The organism is Nocardia implantans (genome assembly GCF_035544775.1).
Classification (GTDB): Bacteria; Actinomycetota; Actinomycetes; order Mycobacteriales; family Mycobacteriaceae; genus Nocardia; species Nocardia implantans.
The window spans coordinates 128,360-146,169 of the sequence record NZ_JAYKYQ010000012.1 but is presented as its reverse complement, the minus strand read 5'-3'; the positions used below and the strand labels follow the sequence as shown (position 1 = coordinate 146,169).

The 17,810-nt window shown below is 70.3% G+C and carries 15 protein-coding genes; 5 read left to right on the top strand and 10 right to left on the bottom strand.

Annotated features, from left to right (window positions below; translation table 11 throughout):
* Position 1: 1 nt before the first annotated feature.
* From pheT to U3653_RS26555, 3 genes are all read right to left on the bottom strand, one after another.
* Positions 2-2,509: a phenylalanine--tRNA ligase subunit beta gene (pheT, locus tag U3653_RS26565; RefSeq protein ID WP_195082781.1), complete on the bottom strand. Its 2,508-nt coding sequence runs from the start codon at positions 2,507-2,509 to the stop codon at positions 2-4.
* A gap of 33 nt (positions 2,510-2,542) precedes the next feature.
* On the bottom strand, positions 2,543-3,604 hold the full coding sequence (pheS, locus tag U3653_RS26560; protein WP_067808284.1) for a phenylalanine--tRNA ligase subunit alpha: 1,062 nt from the start codon (positions 3,602-3,604) through the stop codon (positions 2,543-2,545).
* Between the two features lie 332 nt (positions 3,605-3,936).
* Positions 3,937-5,358: an MFS transporter gene (locus tag U3653_RS26555; protein ID WP_195082780.1), complete on the bottom strand. Its 1,422-nt coding sequence runs from the start codon at positions 5,356-5,358 to the stop codon at positions 3,937-3,939.
* 101 nt (positions 5,359-5,459) lie between these two features.
* On the opposite strand from U3653_RS26555, the gene U3653_RS26550 reads away from it, so the two are divergent.
* Positions 5,460-6,032, top strand: coding sequence for a TetR/AcrR family transcriptional regulator (locus U3653_RS26550; protein WP_323124484.1), 573 nt, complete (start codon positions 5,460-5,462; stop codon positions 6,030-6,032).
* Positions 6,033-6,319: 287 nt separating this feature from the next.
* On the opposite strand, the gene U3653_RS26545 is transcribed toward U3653_RS26550, so the two are convergent.
* The 4 genes from U3653_RS26545 to infC all read right to left on the bottom strand — a co-directional run bounded on the left by U3653_RS26545 (position 6,320) and on the right by infC (position 8,562).
* Positions 6,320-7,111 carry a TrmH family RNA methyltransferase gene (locus U3653_RS26545; RefSeq protein ID WP_195082779.1) on the bottom strand — a complete coding sequence of 264 codons (792 nt, stop codon included), beginning with the start codon at positions 7,109-7,111 and terminating at the stop codon, positions 6,320-6,322.
* Positions 7,112-7,151: 40 nt separating this feature from the next.
* Positions 7,152-7,532 (bottom strand): 50S ribosomal protein L20, encoded by a 381-nt coding sequence (rplT, locus tag U3653_RS26540; protein ID WP_039797323.1) that lies wholly within the window; start codon positions 7,530-7,532, stop codon positions 7,152-7,154.
* A gap of 110 nt (positions 7,533-7,642) precedes the next feature.
* Positions 7,643-7,837, bottom strand: a complete 195-nt coding sequence (gene rpmI / locus U3653_RS26535) for a 50S ribosomal protein L35 (RefSeq protein WP_063022449.1) — start codon at positions 7,835-7,837, stop codon at positions 7,643-7,645.
* 59 nt (positions 7,838-7,896) lie between these two features.
* On the bottom strand, positions 7,897-8,562 hold the full coding sequence (gene infC, locus U3653_RS26530) for a translation initiation factor IF-3 (RefSeq protein WP_397071319.1): 666 nt from the start codon (positions 8,560-8,562) through the stop codon (positions 7,897-7,899).
* Positions 8,563-8,899: 337 nt separating this feature from the next.
* Between infC and U3653_RS26525 the strand changes: the two genes are divergently transcribed.
* The 3 genes from U3653_RS26525 (at position 8,900) to U3653_RS26515 (ending at position 10,685) form a co-directional block, all read left to right on the top strand.
* Positions 8,900-9,427: a DinB family protein gene (locus U3653_RS26525; RefSeq protein WP_195082778.1), complete on the top strand. Its 528-nt coding sequence runs from the start codon at positions 8,900-8,902 to the stop codon at positions 9,425-9,427.
* A 4-nt stretch (positions 9,428-9,431) separates the two neighbouring features.
* Complete coding sequence (locus tag U3653_RS26520; RefSeq protein WP_039797319.1) at positions 9,432-9,773, top strand: DUF1844 domain-containing protein; 342 nt, start codon at positions 9,432-9,434, stop codon at positions 9,771-9,773.
* A gap of 201 nt (positions 9,774-9,974) precedes the next feature.
* On the top strand, positions 9,975-10,685 hold the full coding sequence (locus tag U3653_RS26515; protein WP_195082777.1) for an alpha/beta fold hydrolase: 711 nt from the start codon (positions 9,975-9,977) through the stop codon (positions 10,683-10,685).
* A gap of 49 nt (positions 10,686-10,734) precedes the next feature.
* Here the strand turns inward: U3653_RS26515 and uvrA are convergent, their stop codons facing one another.
* Positions 10,735-13,686: an excinuclease ABC subunit UvrA gene (gene uvrA, locus U3653_RS26510; protein WP_195082776.1), complete on the bottom strand. Its 2,952-nt coding sequence runs from the start codon at positions 13,684-13,686 to the stop codon at positions 10,735-10,737.
* 363 nt (positions 13,687-14,049) lie between these two features.
* On the opposite strand from uvrA, the gene U3653_RS26505 reads away from it, so the two are divergent.
* The gene (locus U3653_RS26505) at positions 14,050-15,606 is read left to right on the top strand and encodes a sensor histidine kinase (RefSeq protein WP_195082775.1); all 1,557 of its coding nucleotides are present in this window, start codon (positions 14,050-14,052) and stop codon (positions 15,604-15,606) included.
* A gap of 3 nt (positions 15,607-15,609) precedes the next feature.
* Here the strand turns inward: U3653_RS26505 and U3653_RS26500 are convergent, their stop codons facing one another.
* A complete protein-coding gene (locus U3653_RS26500) occupies positions 15,610-16,392 on the bottom strand; it encodes a sigma 54 modulation/S30EA ribosomal C-terminal domain-containing protein (RefSeq protein ID WP_323124485.1) in 783 nt (260 codons plus the stop codon).
* 152 nt (positions 16,393-16,544) lie between these two features.
* Complete coding sequence (locus U3653_RS26495; protein WP_195082844.1) at positions 16,545-17,687, bottom strand: beta-ketoacyl synthase N-terminal-like domain-containing protein; 1,143 nt, start codon at positions 17,685-17,687, stop codon at positions 16,545-16,547.
* Between the last annotated feature and the right edge of the window lie 123 nt (positions 17,688-17,810).

The following is a 17,810-nucleotide window of genomic DNA, read 5'->3' as shown; positions in this document are numbered from 1 at the left end:
GTCAGCCCCGCAGCACCGCGCCTACCGCGTCGGCCGCCGCCGCGACCGCCGCGTCGCGCGCGGCACTGGCCTCGTCCTCGGTGAGCGTCCGGTCGGTGGCCCGGAAACGCAGGGCGTAGGTGAGCGACTTGCGCCCCTCACCCGCCTGAGCGCCCTCGTACACGTCGAACAGCGCGATGTCCTCCAGCAGTTCGCCACCGCCGGTGCGCAGCGCGGACTCGACGGAGGCCGCCGGGATCGCCTTCTCGACGCTCACCGAGACGTCTTGGAGCACCGCGGGGAACGGCGACACGATCGGGACCGGCCGGGATTCTCGCAGCGGCAGCGCGTCCAAGTCGAGTTCGACGACACAGGTGCGCGGCGGCAGACCGGAGCGTTCCAGCACGGCGGGATGCAACTCACCCGCGTGGCCGACGACCGTTCCGTCCACCACCAGCTCGGCGCAGCGACCGGGATGCCAGGGCAGATGAGCCGCCGGACGGCGCTCGATGGTCACGCCGGCCGCGTCACCGACGGCGTCGGCGAGGGCGAACGCGTCGGCGGCTTCGGCCGGACGACCCGGCCCCCACGGCCCGCGCGGCTCGCGGCGGCCGGTCAGGACGGCGGCCACGTGCACCGGCTGCTCGGGCAGTGATTCCAGCAGCTCGGCGATCTCCTCGTCGGTGGGACGCCGGTCCACCGGCAGCGGATCGACCGGCCTGGTGTTCGCCCCCGGCAGCACGACTTGCGCGATGCCGTAGATCGCCAGGTCACGCGCGCCGCGCGAGATGTTGCGGACGGCCACCTCCAGCAGGCCGGGCAGCAGGGTGGTGGCCAGCTCGGCACGTTCCACGTCGAGCGGGTTCAGCACCTTCGTGGTGGCGCGGCGCGGGTCGTCGGCGTCCAGGCCCCAGGTGTCGAACACTCCGGCGGGCAGGAACACCGGCGGCGGGACCTCCACGGCCCCGGCGAACGCCAGCGCGCGGCTGACGGCGCGGCGACGGCGCTGGGTCGGCGTGAGCCCGCGCCCGGCCGGCGCGGTGGGCAGCACGGACGGGATCTGCTCGAGACCCTCCAGCCGCAGCACCTCCTCCACCAGGTCGGCGGGCTGGGCCAGGTCGGGACGCCAGCTCGGCGGGGTCACCACCAGCTGACCGTGCCCGGCTTCGCTGACGCCCACCTCGACCGTGCAGCCGATCTGGGCCAGGCGGCGCGCCGATGTCCCGGTCGGGTAGGTGACGCCCGCGACGCGGTCGGCCAGATCGATGTCCATCCGGATGGGCTCGGGAGCCGGGACCGGGACGCGGATGTCGGTCAACACGGGTTCGATCGTGCCGCCGGCGATCTCGGCGAGCAGCGTGGCCGCCCGATCGAGCGCGGCCACGTTGATCTCCGGATCGACGACCCGCTCGTACCGCTTACCCGCCTCCGACACCAGCTTGTGCCTGCGCGCGGTGCGGTAGATCAGCAACGGGTTCCAGGTGGCCGCCTCGAGCAGGATGTCGGTGCTCTCCGCGCCGACCTCGGTGCTCGCGCCGCCCATCACCCCGGCCAGCGAGATGACGCCGGAATCGTCGGCGATCACCACGTCCTCGGCGTCGAGCGTGCGCTCCACGTCGTCCAGGGTGCGCAGCGTCTCGCCTCGGTGCGCGGAGCGGACCACCAGACCACCGGAGACCTTGCTCGCGTCGAAGGCGTGCAGCGGCTGCCCCAGCTCCAGCATCACGTAGTTGGTGACGTCCACCGCGGGCGAGATCGGGCGCACGCCCGACAGCAACAGCCTGCGCTGCAACCACCAGGGACTCACCGCGTTCGGGTCTACGCCGGTGACCCGCCGTGCCGCGAAACGGGTGCACCGGGAGTCCGGCTCGACCCGGATCGACCAGGCTTGCTGCTCGTGGTCGGGCAGGGTGCGCACCGCCGGATCGGCGTACTCGAGATCGAAACCGCAGGCCAGCTCGCGCGCCAGGCCGCGAACCGAGAAGCAGTAGCCGCGATCGGGCGTGATGTTCAGCTCGACGACCGTGTCGTCCAGACCGAGCAGCGCGTTGGCGTCCGCGCCCGGCTCCGCGGTGCCCGGTTCCAGCACCAGGATGCCGGAATGGTCCTTGCCGATGCCCAGTTCGGCGACCGAGCAGATCATCCCGTTGGAGACGTGGCCGTAGGTCTTGCGCGAGGTGATCCGGAATCCGCCGGGCAGCACGCCGCCGGGCAACACCACGACCACCAGGTCACCGACCCGGAAATTCCGCGCGCCGCAGATGATCTCCTGCAACTCGGGCTTGCCGATGTCCACCTTGCAGAAGCGGATCGGCTTCTTGAACTCGGTCAGTTCGGTGATCTCGGCGACGCGGCCGACCACCAGCGGCGCGCCGCCCTCCTCCGTGCCCGTGATCCGCTCCAGCTTGTCGAGCTCTTCGACTTCCAGCCCGACCCGGACGAATCCCGCGTCGAGCTCCTCCGGCGTCACCGACCACTCCGGGTTGGTGCGCTGGATGATGTCGGTCAGCCAGGACTGCGCTACTCGCACTTGACGTTTCGCTCTCTCGATCGAAGGGTGGGGTCAGGACCGGATGCCGAAGGGCAGCGTGAAACGCACGTCGCCCTCGACGATGTCGCGCATGTCCGGGATGCCGTTGCGGAACTGCAGCGTGCGCTCCAGGCCCATGCCGAACGCGAACCCGCTGTACACCTCGGGATCGATCCCGCTGGCGATCAGCACCTTCGGGTTCACCATGCCGCAGCCGCCCCATTCGACCCAGCCCGCACCGCCCTTCTTGTCCGGGAACCACACGTCGACCTCGGCGGAGGGCTCGGTGAACGGAAAGTAGTTGGGACGCATGCGCGTACGGGTCTGCGGCCCGAACAGCGCGCGGGCGAACGCGTCCAGCGTGCCGCGCAGATGCGCCATGGTCAGGCCCTTGTCCACCGCCAGACCCTCGACCTGGGAGAACACCGGGGTGTGCGTGGCGTCCAGTTCGTCGGTGCGGAAGGTGCGTCCGGGGCAGACCACATAGATCGGCAGCTCACGTTCCAGCATCGAGCGCACCTGCACCGGCGAGGTGTGCGTGCGCAGCACCTGGCGCGAGCCCTCCGGCGCGATGTGGAAGGTGTCCTGCATGGTGCGGGCCGGATGGTCGGGCAGGAAGTTGAGCGCGTCGAAGTTGAAGTGCTCGGTCTCCACCTCGGGACCTTCGGCGACCTCCCAGCCCATGGCGACGAACACGTCGGCGATCTGCTCGGAGATGACGGTGATCGGATGCCGCGCGCCGACGGCCGCCCTGCGCGCGGGCAGCGTCACGTCGATGGTCTCGGCGACCAGCACGGCGGCGTCGCGCTCGGCCAGCAAGGCGGCGCGGCGGGACTCGAACGCCTCCGACACCCTGGACCTGGCGACGTTGACCCGTTTGCCCGCGTCGGCCTTCTCCGATTTGGGCAGGCTGCCCAGCGCGCGTTGCGCCAGCGCCAGCGGCGCCTTGCCGCCGAGGTGCTCGGTTTTCGCGACCGCGAGCGCATCCAGGTCGGCGGCAGCGGCGAACGCCTTCTCGGCGGCCGCCGCTGCCGCGGCCAGTGCCTCCTCGGTCAGCGCTGCGTTCTGCTCGCCTGCGTCGATGTCGTCGGCCACGATGCTCCGTCTCTCCCCTGGGGATCAATTCGCGGGCGCCGCTGCTCGCCTGCCCGCATTGCTGCTGGTCGCAATCGTATTCGATGGGCATTGACGGATTCACGCGGATTACCCACCGCGCCGCGCGAGCCGTGTGGTAGCTCGGCTGTCACACACCCGGACGTGCCAGGCCCCGGCGGGGAACGATGTCCCGCACCGTCACCCGTCCCGAACGGCACAGACCGCCACCACCTCGCAGGCGGCGGGTCGGGAGCGAGCAGTTCCGGCGGCTGCCCCGGAACGCCCGGCCAGGGCGGTAGCCTGCGGCCGGGCGTCGCGCGACAGTTCGGCCGTCAGCGCGCGGCGGTGACGTGGGCTGGCAGCAACCGCGACACCAGTGCGCCGACCGCGACGATCGCGGCGCCGACCCACACCGCGGGCACCAGTCCGTCGACATAGCTCTGCGGGTCCAGGTAGGAGCCCTGCGCCGCGAACACCGACGCCAGCACCGCGACGCCCATGGCGACACCGATTTCCCGCAGGGTGTTGTTGGTTCCCGAGGCGATCGCGCGGTCCTGCTCCGCGGCCGCGGCCATCACCACGGTGGCGCTCGGCGCGAAGGTCAGGCCCATGCCGATGCCGCCGAGCACGAACGGACCCACGAACGACAGATAACTCGCGTCGACGGAGGTGACCGCGGCCATCCAGGCCAGCGCGACGGCGAGCGCCATCTGCCCGGTGGTGAGCAAGGCACGGGCGCCGACCTTGTCGACGATCAGACCCGCCAGCGGAGCGACGACCATCGGCGCCATCGTCCACGGCATGGTGCGGATACCGGATTGCAGCGGACCGTAGCCCTGCACGATCTGGAAGTACTGGGCGAGCAGGAAGATCGAGCCGAAGACGCCCATCGAGAAGGTGAAGCCGGTCACGTTGCTCACCCGGAACGCGCGGGAGCGGAACAAACGCAGCGGCAGCATCGGCTCCGGCGCGCGCAGCTCCCAGACGATCAGGCAGCCGAGCAGCACCGCGCCGCCGACCAGCGCGGACAGCACGCCAGGAGACGTCCAGCCGTCCTCGGCGCCGTGGATCACGCCCCACACCACGGCGAGCACGCCGCCCGCCGACAGCAGCAGCCCCAGCAGGTCGACCCGCCTGCTGCCGCCCCACGACTCCGTCAGCACCCTCAGCGTGAACGGCAGCACGACCAGGCCGATCGGCACGTTGACCCAGAAGATCCACTGCCAGCTCAGTCCCTCGACGACGGCGCCGCCGATGAGCGGGCCCAGCGCGACGCCGAGGCCGGCGATCCCGCCCCAGATGCCGATGGCGGCGCTGCGCATCTTCTCCGGCACCGCGGCCGACAACAGCGTCAGCGACAGCGGCATGACGCCGGCGGCCCCGAAGCCCTGTACCGCCCGCGCCGCGATGAGCATGCCCGGTCCGGTCGCCAGCGCGCAGACCGCGGAAGCCAGCGTGAACACCGCGATGCCGAGCAGGAAGATCCGCCGCCTGCCGAGCCGGTCACCGAGGGCGGAGGCGGTGAGCAGCAAAGAGGCGAACGACAGCGTGTAGGCGTTGACGAACCATTGCAGGTCGGCCAGCGAAGCGCCCAGCTCGGTGCGGATCACCGGCAGCGCGTTGGTCACGACCAGGTTGTCCAGCGTGACCATGAACATCGGGATACCGACCGCCGCGAGCACGGCGGCGAGCCTGCCCGCGCCGAGGGATTCCGGCACGGCGGCAGGCGCGGTGGAGGGGAGTGTCTCGGTCATTTCCAGCCTTAGTTGTAATCGACTGATAACTAATATTCCGAACAGTATGCATCGACTGATAACATGTCAAGGCAAGCGTGGACCAGCGAAAACGGAGCACCATGGCGACAACGAACAGGATGACGGCCGCCGAGCGGGGCGAGCAGGTGCTGGGCGCGGCGGTCTCCGCGTTCGCCGAAGCCGGTTACGCCGCCACCCGCACCGACGAGATCGCCCGCCGATCGGGCGTGTCACAGCCCTACGTGATCCGGCTTTTCGGCACCAAGCAGAACCTGTTCCGCGCCGCGTTGCATCGCGTGTGCGACCGGATCGAGGAGATCTTCCGTGCCGCGCGCGCCGAGGCGGCTCCCGACGCGCCGCCGGAGGAAGCCCTCGCCGCCCTCGCCAACGGCTATTCGGTGTTCCTCGCCGAACGCGAACTGCTCCAACTGCTGCTGCACGGCTTCGCGGCCAGCGCGGACCCGGAGATCGGCGACCAGGTCAGGTCTCGTTTCGGCGATATCTACCGCCTCATCCGCGACCTGACCGGAGCGCCGGAAACCGAGACGCGCCGCTTCCTCGCCACCGGAATGCTGCTCACCGTGATGAGCGCGATGCAAGTGGCGGGCCCGGACGCGGTGCCCGCGACATGGGCAACGGAAATCCTCGCGGACCTCGCCACCGAGGGCGATTGACGACCCCCGGCTACTCCGCGGCGCGACACGGCCCGATAGCGAGACCGTGATACCTGGCCGCCCGCGCCCGGCCTCGACGAACCGCACAACAGAAGCCGAGCCCCAAAACCGACGCGCCCAGCCCACCACAACCCCCGTTTTCGTCCTAAGCTAGACCGAGCCTGTTCCGTTCGCGGCCCGGCTCGCGTTCGAGCGGCCGCCGCGTACGCGACGAAGGAGCAAGCGGCGGCCGCTCGAACGCGAGCCACAACGGGGCCGCGAACACGCCGCGCCGAAGGCGCGGCAAATCAATACCGCACCCGCGAGTTGGCGTAGAGGCAGATCGCGGCCGCCGTCGCGAGATTCAGGCTTTCGGCGCGGCCGCGGATGGGGATGCGGATGCGGTGGTCGGCGCGGCGCGCGACGGCCGGGTCCAGGCCGTGCGCCTCGTTGCCGAACAGCCAGGCCACCGGTCGGGTGAACAGTTCGTCGGCGTCGTCGAGGTCGACTTCGCCGTTCGCCGCGGTCGCCAGGATCGTGATGCCCGCCGCGGCGATCGAATCCAGCGTCTCGGCGACATCGCGGTGCCGGGCGATCGGCACGTGGAAGATGCTGCCCGCGCTGGCTCGCACGCACTTGCCGTTGTGCGGGTCGACCGTGTCGCCCGCCAGCACCACACCGTCGGCCCCGACGGCGTCGGCGACCCGGATGACCGTGCCCGCGTTCCCCGGCTCGGCCATCTCCACCGGAACGGCGAGCATTCGGGGTCCGGCGTCGAGAATCCGGGTCAGTGGCACGTCGAGCAGATCGCAGACCGCCACCAAGCCCGGCGCCGTGACCGTCTCGGCGAGATGCTGCGCCGCCCGATCACTGACCAGCGTGGTGCGCACCCCCGCCGCGGCGGCCCCCGCGATCAGCGCGTGATCGCGTTCGGCGGCCGCCTGCGAATAGAACAGCTCGTGGACGCGCGCGGTCTCCAAGGCCGCGGCGACGGCGTTGGCCCCTTCGGCGAGGAATCGTCCCGCCTTCCGGCGCTGCGCTCCGCGCTGGAGCTTGACAGCGGAAACGACCCGCGGATTGCGCTCACTGAGCGCTTCCACGGGTCGTTCCGGAAGTCTTTCGGTCGTCAACGAACGCGACTCAGGCGGCCGGCGCGTTGACATCCTGCGGCAGGGCGGCCTTGGCGACCGCGACGAGACCGGCGAACGCCTCGGCGTCCGATACCGCGAGCTCGGCGAGGATCTTGCGGTCCACCTCCACACCGGCGGCCTTCAGGCCCTGGATGAAGCGGTTGTAGGTGATGTCGTTGATCCGCGCGGCGGCGTTGATGCGCGCGATCCACAGCTTGCGGAAGTCACCCTTGCGCGCCCGGCGGTCCCGGTAGGCGTAGGTGAGCGAGTGCAGCTGCTGCTCCTTGGCCTTGCGGTACAGCCGCGAACGCTGGCCGCGGTAGCCCTTGGAGGCCTCGAGGATGGAACGGCGCTTCTTCTGAGCGTTGACGGCCCTTTTGACGCGTGCCACTGGTCAGTCCTGTTCGATCTGGGGGCGCGGGGCGGCGCCCGGAAATGGGTCGGGGGTGGCGACGGAGATGCTCCGGTCGCGGGTGCGTGCCGGTCTGCGCGAAGGCGCGATCAGAGACCGAGCAGCTTCTTCACGCGACGGACGTCGGCGGCGGCGACGACCTCCACGCCGTCCAGACGACGAGTGCGGCGGGAGGGCTTGTGCTCGAACAGGTGGCGACGGTTCGCCTGCTGGCGCAGCAGCTTGCCTTTACCGGACACCTTGAATCGCTTCGAGGCGCCGCTGTGCGTCTTCATCTTCGGCATGGATTCCTCATATCTGTCGTCCCGGCGGTCGGGGCGGACCGCCGGTGTTCTGATCGGTGTTACTGCGGGCCGGCCGTCTCGGCCTGCTCCGCGACGGGCTGACCGGCCGGGGCGGCGCTGGGGGCCGGGCGCGGGGCCGACTCCTGCTGCGCCTTCACCCGGGTCTTCGCGCCCTTGTGGGGGGCGAGGACCATGGTCATGTTGCGACCGTCCTGCTTGGCCGAGGTTTCCACGAAACCGAGGTCGGCGACGTCGGACGCCAGCCGCTGCAGCAGCCGGAAACCGAGTTCGGGGCGGGACTGCTCGCGTCCCCGGAACATGATCGTCACCTTGACCTTGGACCCGGCCTCGAGGAAGCGCACGACGTTGCGCTTCTTGGTCTCGTAGTCGTGGTCGTCGATCTTCGGGCGGAGCTTCTGCTCCTTGATCACCGTCTGCTGCTGGTTCTTCCGAGACTCGCGCGCCTTCTGCGCCGTCTCGTACTTGAACTTGCCGTAGTCCATGATCTTGCAGACCGGCGGACGGGCATCCGGTGCCACCTCGACCAGATCGAGGTCGGCTTCGAGGGCGACGCGTAGTGCATCTTCAACACGCACGATCCCAACCTGCTCACCTCCAGGTCCGATGAGCCGGACCTCGGGAACACGGATGCGATCGTTGATGCGGGTCTCAGTGCTGATGGGGCCTCCTAGGTCAAGCGGTGTCGTCAGACGACCGCGCGCAATAACTGCAACCCCTGTTCAACACGAAGGCCCCGGTGCGGTATTCCGCGACGGGGCCCGATGTCGACCGGTCTCCGACCACGAGCGAACTCGCGTCGACTCTCGCGCGAAAGGTTCTCGATGAGAACCCCGGCACGAGAAACCCGCCCTCACGGGCGGGCGACCGGACCGTTGGGCCGTACGATGACTCGTCGGCAACGGTGGGAGTCGGGCTCCACTTATCAGCCCCGGGGCAAGCCCGGGGCGGTCGTCAGCGGAGAGTCTAACATTCCGTTCGGCTATCGCCGAATCGGGTCGAAAATCCCTTGCCCGGTCATCTTCGGCGTGCCACGCTCCCCCGGTGCTCACACCACGCCGCGACCTGCTGCGATGGCAGTTCGACCTGACCTGGTCACTCGCCGGGATCCACCTCGACACGCTCACACCGGAGGATTTCCTCTGGGAACCCGCCCAGCCCACCTGGACGGTACGCCCAGACGCCGACGGCGTATGGCGGCCGGACTGGGCCGACGTTGATCCCCACCCGATCCCTGTACCGACGATCGGGTGGCTGACCTGGCACATCGGCTGGTGGTGGGGCACGGCCATCGACCACGTCGAGGGCGTCACCCCGCCCGCACGAGAGGACGTGCACTGGCCCGGTGACGGCTCCGCGGCCGTCGCCTGCCTGCGGGAGCTGCACATCGAATGGGAGCGGGTCCTCGACGGGCTCGACGAGGCCGATCTGGACCGGCCCTCCGCCTATCCGTGGCCCGCTGACGCCGGGTTGACCATCGCCCATCTGGCGGGCTGGGTGAACACGGAGCTGACGAAGAACATCGCGGAGATCGGCCACCTCCGGATGCTCCGGGCGGCGTCGCTAGCCTGAAGGCATGACTGACGAGCTCGACGCCTCCGTACGCGAACTGGCCGACATCCCCGCGGTCGAGGTGATCAGCCGCGCCGCCGTGATGCTGATGAGTTCGGCGGCGGAGAAACTCGGGCTCGCCGACGAGGACCCCGACACCAGCCCGCGCCGCGATCTGGACGAGGCGCGCCGGGTGATCACCGCACTGGCCGGACTCGTGACCGCCTCGGTGGAGTACCTGGGTCCGCACGCCGGACCGATCCGCGAGGGCTTGCAGTCGCTGCAACGCGCCTTCCGTGAGTCCTCCGCGCATCCCGACGAGCCGGGCAAGGGACCGGGCGAGAAGTACACCGGTCCGGTCTACTGATTCGCCGCCGCACGCGGTCGGCCGTGGCACGCGGAACAGCGCGCCGCGCCGGACTGCTGAGCGGCTCGCTCGGGCAGCTCGCGGCGACCCACGCGACCAGCGCTTCAGAAAATTCCGAAGCGCGTCCGGAATTGTGAGCGAAACACCTTTGGAGACAGCGAAGTTTAGGAAATTTCCCAACGGGTAGGGCACAGTGAGCCCATGGCTACTCGGATTCTTCTCGCTCCCGGATTCTGGCTCGGTGCGTGGGCGTGGGACGAGGTCGCACCCGATCTGCGGCGGCGCGGCAACGAGGTGGTGGCGCTCACGCTGCCCGGTCTCGACGAAACCGATCCGGACCGGTTGTCGGCCACTCTGGAGACGCAGGCGCAAGCCGTCATCGACGCCGTGCCGCCGGGCGAGACGGTGGTGCTCGTCGCGCACTCCGGCGGCGCGGCGCCCGCCTATCTGGCCATCGACCGCGCGCCCGAGCTGTTCCGCCGGGCGATCTACGTCGACAGCGCGCCGCTGCCCAACGGCTTCGTCATCAACTCGGCCCTCGACGTGGCCGCGCGCGAGTGGACCCTGCCGCAATGGCCGGAACTGGAGGCAGCGGGCAACAGCTTGGCGGGCCTGGACGAGGCGGCCTTGGCACGATTCCGGGAGCGGGCCGTGCCGGAGCCCGCGTCCGTCGCGGCGGCCCCGCTGCGGTTGAGCGATTCGGACGCGCGCCTTTCGGTCCCGGCCACCGTGATCTGCAGCAGCATGACCGCCGATCTGGTCAAGAAGCTGCGCGACAACGGTGAAGCCCCCATCTTCGCCGAACTGGCCCGCATCGACGCGGAGTACGTCGACCTGCCGACCGGGCACTGGCCGATGTGGTCCAAGCCGAAGGAACTGGCCGAACTGATCCACACCATCGCCAACCGCTGAGCACGAAGCGGCGCGGTCCTTGGGACCACGCCGCTTCGGACGAAAAGGATCAGCCGACCGCCGCGGCCTTCTTCGCCGGCCGCTTTGCGGCCTTGGCCGCGGCTTTCTTCGCCGGAGCCTTCTTCGCGGGACTCTGCGGCGCGGGCGGCTGGTCGAGCACTTCCTTGAGGAACTGGCCGGTGTAGCTGTGCGCGACGGCCGCGACCTCCTCCGGCGTGCCCTCCGCCACCACGGTACCGCCGCCGGAGCCGCCCTCGGGCCCCATGTCGATCACCCAGTCGGAGGTCTTGATGACGTCCAGGTTGTGCTCGATGACGATCACGGTGTTGCCCTTGTCCACCAAGCCGTTGATGACGTTGAGCAGCTTGCGAATGTCCTCGAAGTGCAGACCGGTGGTCGGTTCGTCGAGGATGTAGACCGTGCGGCCGGTGGACCGCTTCTGCAGCTCGGCGGCGAGCTTCACCCGCTGGGCCTCGCCACCGGACAGGGTGGGAGCGCTCTGACCGAGGCGCACGTAACCGAGCCCGACGTCCACCAGGGTCTTGAGGTAGCGGTGGATCGAGGTGACCGGTTCGAAGAACTCGGCCGCCTCCTCGATGGACATGTCCAGCACCTCGGCGATGGTCTTGCCCTTGTAGTGCACCTCGAGGGTTTCGCGGTTGTAGCGGGCGCCGTGGCACACCTCGCAGGGCACGTAGACGTCCGGCAGGAAGTTCATCTCGATCTTCAGCGTGCCGTCGCCGGAGCAGGCCTCACAGCGACCGCCCTTGACGTTGAACGAGAACCGGCCCGGCTGGTACCCGCGCACCTTCGCCTCGGTGGTGGCCGCGAACAGCGTGCGGATCTTGTCGAACACGCCGGTGTAGGTGGCCGGGTTCGACCGCGGCGTGCGGCCGATCGGCGATTGGTCCACCTGCACCAATTTGTCCAGATGGTCGAGCCCGTTGACCCGGGTGTGCCTGCCCGGCACCTGCCGCGCGCCGTTGAGCCGGTTCGCCAGCACCGTCGCCAGGATGTCGTTGACCAGGGTCGACTTGCCGGACCCGGAGACGCCGGTCACCGAGGTGAGCACCCCGAGCGGGAAGGCGACGTCGATGCCCTTGAGGTTGTGCTCGCTGGCTCCGACGACGGTGAGCTGCCGTTTCTTGGTGACCGGGCGGCGCACCAGCGGCACCTCGATGCGCTCGCGGCCCGACAGATACGCCCCGGTGAGCGAGTTCGGATCGGTGAGCAATTCTTCGTAGGGCCCGCTGTGCACCACCGTGCCGCCGTGCTCGCCGGCGAACGGGCCGATGTCGACCACCCAGTCCGAGGCGCGGATGGTGTCCTCGTCGTGCTCGACCACGATGAGCGTGTTGCCCAGGTTGCGCAGCCGGGTGAGGGTTTCGATGAGCCTGCGATTGTCCCGCTGGTGCAGGCCGATGGACGGCTCGTCGAGCACGTAGAGCACGCCGACCAGGCCGGATCCGATCTGGGTTGCGAGCCGGATGCGCTGCGCCTCACCGCCGGAGAGGGTGGCGGCCGCGCGCGACAGCGTGAGGTACTCCAGGCCGACGTCGAGCAGGAAGCCCAGCCGCGCCTGCACCTCCTTCAGCACCTGCCCGGCGATCGCCGCCTCGCGCTCGCCCAGGGTGAGCGAGTTCAGGAACGCCGAGCACTCGCCGATGGACAGGTCGCTGACGTCGGCGATGGACTTCTTGTCGCCATTCGCGGCGATGGTGACGGCGAGGATCTCCGGGCGCAGCCGGGCGCCGTTGCACACCGGGCACGGAATGTCGCGCATGTACCCGTCGTAGTGCTCTTTCATCTGCTCGGACTCGGTGTTCTCCATGCGCCGCTGCAGGAACGGCATCACGCCCTCGAAGTCCGCGTAGTACGAGCGCTTACGGCCGTAGCGGTTGGTGTAGGAGACGTGCACCTGGTCGGCGCTGCCCTCCAGCACGGCCTTGCGCGCCTTGAGCGGCAGATCCTGCCACGGGGTGTCCATGGAGAAGCCGATGGCATCGGCGAGGCCGGACAGCAGCCTGGTGAAGTACTCGGCGGTCTGGCCGCGCGACCACGGCGCGATGGCGCCGTCGTTCAGGCTCAGCGCCGGGTCGGGCACCACCAGCTCCGGGTCGACCTCCTTGCGGATGCCGAGGCCGGTGCAGTCGGGGCAGGCGCCGTAGGGCGAGTTGAACGAGAACGAGCGCGGTTCCAGATCCTCGATGTCGAGCGGGTGGCCGTTCGGGCAGGCCAGGCGCTCGGAGAAGCGGCGCTCCCGGTCGTGCGCGTGCTCGTCGCGATCGACGAAGTCGAGCACAACGATGCCGTCGGCCAGCCGCAGCGCGGTCTCGATCGAATCGGTCAGGCGCTGCTTGGAACTCGGCTTGACCGCCAGCCGGTCGACGACGACCTCGACGTCGTGCTTCTCCTGCTTCTTCAGCTTCGGCGGATCGGTGAGCGGATACACCACGCCGTCCACCCGCACGCGGGAGTAGCCCTGGGTGTTGAGCTGGTCGAAAAGGTCGACGAACTCGCCCTTGCGGGTGCGCACCACCGGCGCGAGCACCTGGAAGCGGATGCCCTCCTCCATGGCCAGCACCTGATCGACGATCTGCTGCGGCGTCTGCTTGGCGATGAGTTCGCCGCAGACCGGGCAGTGCGGCGTGCCCGCTCGCGCGTAGAGCAGCCGCAGATAGTCGTAGACCTCGGTGATGGTGCCGACGGTCGAGCGCGGATTGCGGTTGGTCGATTTCTGGTCGATGGACACCGCGGGCGACAAGCCCTCGATGAAGTCGACGTCGGGCTTGTCCATCTGACCGAGGAACTGCCGCGCGTACGCCGACAGCGACTCGACGTAGCGCCGCTGCCCCTCCGCGAAGATCGTGTCGAAGGCCAGGCTGGACTTGCCGGAGCCGGACAGGCCGGTGAACACGATGAGGCTGTCGCGGGGCAGGTCGAGATCGACCCCCTTCAGGTTGTGCTCCCGAGCTCCGCGCACAGTGAGGCGTTCCGCCACAGGCCGTCCCTTCTCCTTCGTGTTCGACGTCCAGACATACCCCCGGCCGCCATGCTAGGCATGGGCACCGACAAGTTTCGCGGACCGCCCGTCACCTGGACGAATGACGGGAACCCCGGCGGCAGGACGTTACGGATGAGCCGGGAAACAGGCCAGGACGCCTCCGTAGCATCGCCCTCCCGGCACCACTGGTCAACAGCACGACGTCAACCGGCATTCCCCTGATCTCCGCCGTCACAGCACAGCACACCGGAACGCCACCGCCGGCCGGGCGACCGCTCGGCGCAAGTGGGCCACGCGCGCACCGGCCCGCGTCTACACTGAGCCCGCTGTGCGCCACCCACCGGCCTCCCCCACTCTCCTATGACGCCCCTCGCCTCGCACCTCCCGGCAACGGTGCTCGACACCCTGCGCGCCCTGCTGCGGACCGCCACCCACCTGGTCGCCGCCCGCTACGGCGCGCTCGGCGTCCGCGGACACGACGACCGGCTGGTCGAATTCCTCTTCCAGGGCGTCGACGACGCGATGCCCGCCCACATCGGGCGCTCCCCCGAAGGACACGGCGTCCTCGGGTTGCTGCTCGCGCACCCGCACCCGATCCGGCTGGACGATCTGTCGGAACATCCGGCGGCCGTCGGCTTTCCCGCCGGCCATCCGCCGATGGGCAGTTTCCTCGGCGTCCCGGTGCGGGTCGGCGAGGAGATCTTCGGCAATCTCTACCTCACCGAGAAGACGGGAGGACAGCCGTTCACCGAGGACGACGAGGCCATCGTGCTCGCCATGGCCGCCGCGGCAGGCATCGCCATCGAGAACGCCAGGCTGTACGAAGCCGCGCGGACCAGGCAGGCGTGGATCGAGGCGACGCGCGACATCGCGACGGAGTTCCTCGCGGGCACGGCGCCGGACCTGGTGCTCGCGCAGGTGGTGGCCCGCGCCCGCGCGCTGACCGGTTCGCAGCAGGCGCTGCTGGCCGTGGTGCCGTCGGCGACCCCGCCCGATGAGGCCACCGAACTCGTCGTGGCGCATTGGTTCGGTCCTGGACCGGGGCCGCGGCGGGTGCGTATCGCCGGTACCGCCACCGGCACGGCGTTCACCCGGCACGCTCCGGTGCCGGTGCCCGACGCCGGAGCGGTCGATCTCGGCGCCGCGGTCGGCGCGGCGGGGCCCGCGCTCGTGCTTCCGCTGCGGACCGCGGATCTGGCCCTCGGCGTGCTGATCCTGGTGCGGCCGCCCGCGTCTGCCCCGTACCCCGGCGAACTGGTGGAACTGACCGCCGCGTTCACCGATCAGGCGGCGCTGGCCATGCAACTGGCCGAGACCCAGCGCAGGATGCGCGAACTCGACGTGCTCGCCGACCGCGACCGCATCGCGCGCGACCTGCACGACCATGTCGTGCAGCGGCTGTTCGCGGTGGGGCTCGGGTTGCGGGCCACCGCGGCGCGCACCACAGATCCCGAAGTGCGGCAACGGCTTTCGGCGGAGATGGACGGTCTGCATGAGGTCGTGCACGAGATCCGCACGTCGATCTTCGACCTGCACGGCGGCGACCCGCTGCGCAGACGGCTCGAGGACGCGATCCGCCAGCAGACCGCCGACGGCGCGTTCCGGACCAGCGTGCGGTTCTCCGGACCGCTGTCGGTGGTCGGCGCGGCGCTGGCCGACCACGCCGAAGCCGTGGTGCGCGAATCGGTCAGCAACGCGGTGCGTCATTCCGGCGGGAACCGGCTCGCCGTCGAGATCACCGTCGGCGACGAGCTGACCGTGCTCGTCGAGGACAACGGCGCGGGGCTGCCCGCGCAGGTGACACCGAGCGGCCTGGCCAACCTCGCGCAGCGCGCGAGCATGTCCGACGGCCGCTGCACGGTGGAGCGGGCCGCGAGCGGCGGCACCAGGGTGCACTGGTCGGCACCGCTGGCCTGACGGTCAGGCGGGCACCACGATCGCCAGGTCGCCGTCGTGGCGCCGGTACAGCAGCGCACCGCGCCCGCTGCCGGGATCGGTACAGAACAGGAACGGCAATCCCCTGCGGCACAGGATGTGCGCGGCATCACCCGGGGCCAGGCAGGCCGCGGAATCCGCGTCGATCACGATCGGCGGATTGCCGCGCGCCCGTTCCGGCGACCGGATCGGCGGACAGGTCGCCCGCTGGCGGATGAGCCGCACGCCCGTCTCCGCCCAGTGCACCACCGCGTCCTCACCGGTCTCGGCGTCGGTGAACAGGTGAGCGTCGTAATCCATGGCGTCCAGCACCGCGACCGCCTCGGCGGGCGTGCACGCGGACAGGACGCACCGCTTGCGGCGAACGATCGGACGCGGCTCGCCGGCGCGCGCGAGCGGAGGGCGGGCCGGATCGGGCCAGCTCCGAGTCTCGCCCGCGGCCAGGCGGGCCAATCGGCGGTCGAGCCGCTCGGCGGCGAAGGTCACCGCGAACCCGCGCGGCCCGGTGACCTGCACGCGGGTGACCGACTCCAGGTGGTGGACGTCGACCTGCACCACCATCGGCGCCTCCGGATCGGGCGGCGCGCCGAGCCGCACCCGGGCGGGCGCGTCCAGATGATGCCTGCGCAGGACCCGGGTGACGGCGCGCACCGCCCGCGTGACGTCCATGGCGGACACTTCCCCTCGCGTCGTGACCGCCACCTCCGGTCCCGCGGCCGTCGTCCACTCGTCCGACGCGAATCGCAGCCCCGATGAAACCATCTGCATTGCCCCGCCTTCCAGATCGATTCGTCCCCTCCCATGCCAGCACCGGGGCGCTGCCGCGAACAGGGCCGAAAGTCCCCATCGCGCGAAAAACACTGGAAACACGCCGGATTCGGACGCGGCCGGGACCGAACGCGAAGGCATCGCGGCCACGATCACGCGGCGGCGAGCACCACCGCGGAATTGTTGCCGCCCATGCCGAGGGACAGCTTCACGGTGATGCCGCCCTCGAACGGCGCGGGGCCGTCCAGCAACCGCGGATGCGCGGGCGCGACGATCGGGGCCGCGGGCACGATGCCACGCTCGTAGCCCAGCGCGGCGGCCGCGATCTCGACGGCGGCCGCCGCGCCCTGGCAGTGGCCCGCCAGCGGCTTCAGCGCGTAGATGTGCGGGCGGTCGTCGAACACGTGCTCGAGCAGATGGTGTTCGGCCACGTCGCACTGGCGGGTTCCGGTGCCGTGCGCGTTGAAATAGCGCACGTCCGCGGCGGTGACCTGCGCGGCGGCGAGCGCGCGGCGAGCGCAATCGATGATCTGCTCGTGCGTCGGGTCGACCGACACCACGTGATAGGCGTCGTTGGACATGGCGCCGCCGAGCACCGCGGCATAGGGCCGATCCGCCGAACGGGTCAGCACGAACGCCACCGAGGCCTCGCCCATGCTGAACCCGCGGCTGCCCTCCTGGAAGGGCCTGCAGGCGTCCAGCGGTTCGGCGTCGGCGACCGCGGCGCCGAGCCGCACGAAACTGTCCAGCATGTCCGGCGTCGCGGACAGGTCGGTCGCCACGAAGAGCACGTCGTCGGCCATGCCCGCGTCCAGCCAGAGTTTCGCCGTGACGAGCGCGACATTGGCGGAGCTGCAGGCGGCGGAGATGTTCATCGCCGGGCCGTGGAAGCCGAATTCCTGCATCAGCATCGAGACCGGCGTGGACGGCAACAACCGCAGGTAGTCCCTCGACCGGCGGCGACCCCCGTCGACGAGATAGAAGTCGCGCCAGTCCGCCACGTCGCCGAGCACGATGGCGTGCAGCAGGCCGACGGTGCGGCCGGGTCGCCAGCCCCGCTCGCGGGCGTCGGCGACCGCTTCTCGCGCCGCCTCGTGCACGGCCCGGCCGTACCGGCTCGCGCTCAACTCGGCGTCCCCGCCGTCGGGAACCAGCGCGACCCACGCGTCCTCGTCGCGGCCGGGACCGTAGCCGGGTTGCAGCGCCGCCGCCGACTTGCCGCTGAGCAAGCCGTCCCACAGTCGTTCACGTCCCCATCCGTAGCCGGTGATCGCGCCGATCCCGGCGATGGTCATGTGATCTGGGGACCGCCGCGGATCGGCGCGGAACCGCGTGGCGGTGTTCGGGTCGGGCCCCGGCATGTATCGCTCTCCTTCACCGGCTCACCGGCCGGGCGGGACCGTCTGCCCCGCCTCGAC

What these genes read in the sequence shown, in the direction of transcription:
- U3653_RS26555 (WP_195082780.1), bottom strand. Translation starts at nt 5,358, where the DNA reads ATGACCGAGACACTCCCCTCCACCGCGCCTGCCGCCGTGCCGGAATCC.
- U3653_RS26550 (WP_323124484.1), top strand. Translation starts at nt 5,460, where the DNA reads ATGGCGACAACGAACAGGATGACGGCCGCCGAGCGGGGCGAGCAGGTG.
- rpmI (WP_063022449.1), bottom strand. Translation starts at nt 7,837, where the DNA reads ATGCCGAAGATGAAGACGCACAGCGGCGCCTCGAAGCGATTCAAGGTG.
- U3653_RS26520 (WP_039797319.1), top strand. Translation starts at nt 9,432, where the DNA reads ATGACTGACGAGCTCGACGCCTCCGTACGCGAACTGGCCGACATCCCC.
- U3653_RS26515 (WP_195082777.1), top strand. Translation starts at nt 9,975, where the DNA reads ATGGCTACTCGGATTCTTCTCGCTCCCGGATTCTGGCTCGGTGCGTGG.
- U3653_RS26505 (WP_195082775.1), top strand. Translation starts at nt 14,050, where the DNA reads ATGACGCCCCTCGCCTCGCACCTCCCGGCAACGGTGCTCGACACCCTG.
- U3653_RS26500 (WP_323124485.1), bottom strand. Translation starts at nt 16,392, where the DNA reads ATGCAGATGGTTTCATCGGGGCTGCGATTCGCGTCGGACGAGTGGACG.
- U3653_RS26495 (WP_195082844.1), bottom strand. Translation starts at nt 17,687, where the DNA reads ATGACCATCGCCGGGATCGGCGCGATCACCGGCTACGGATGGGGACGT.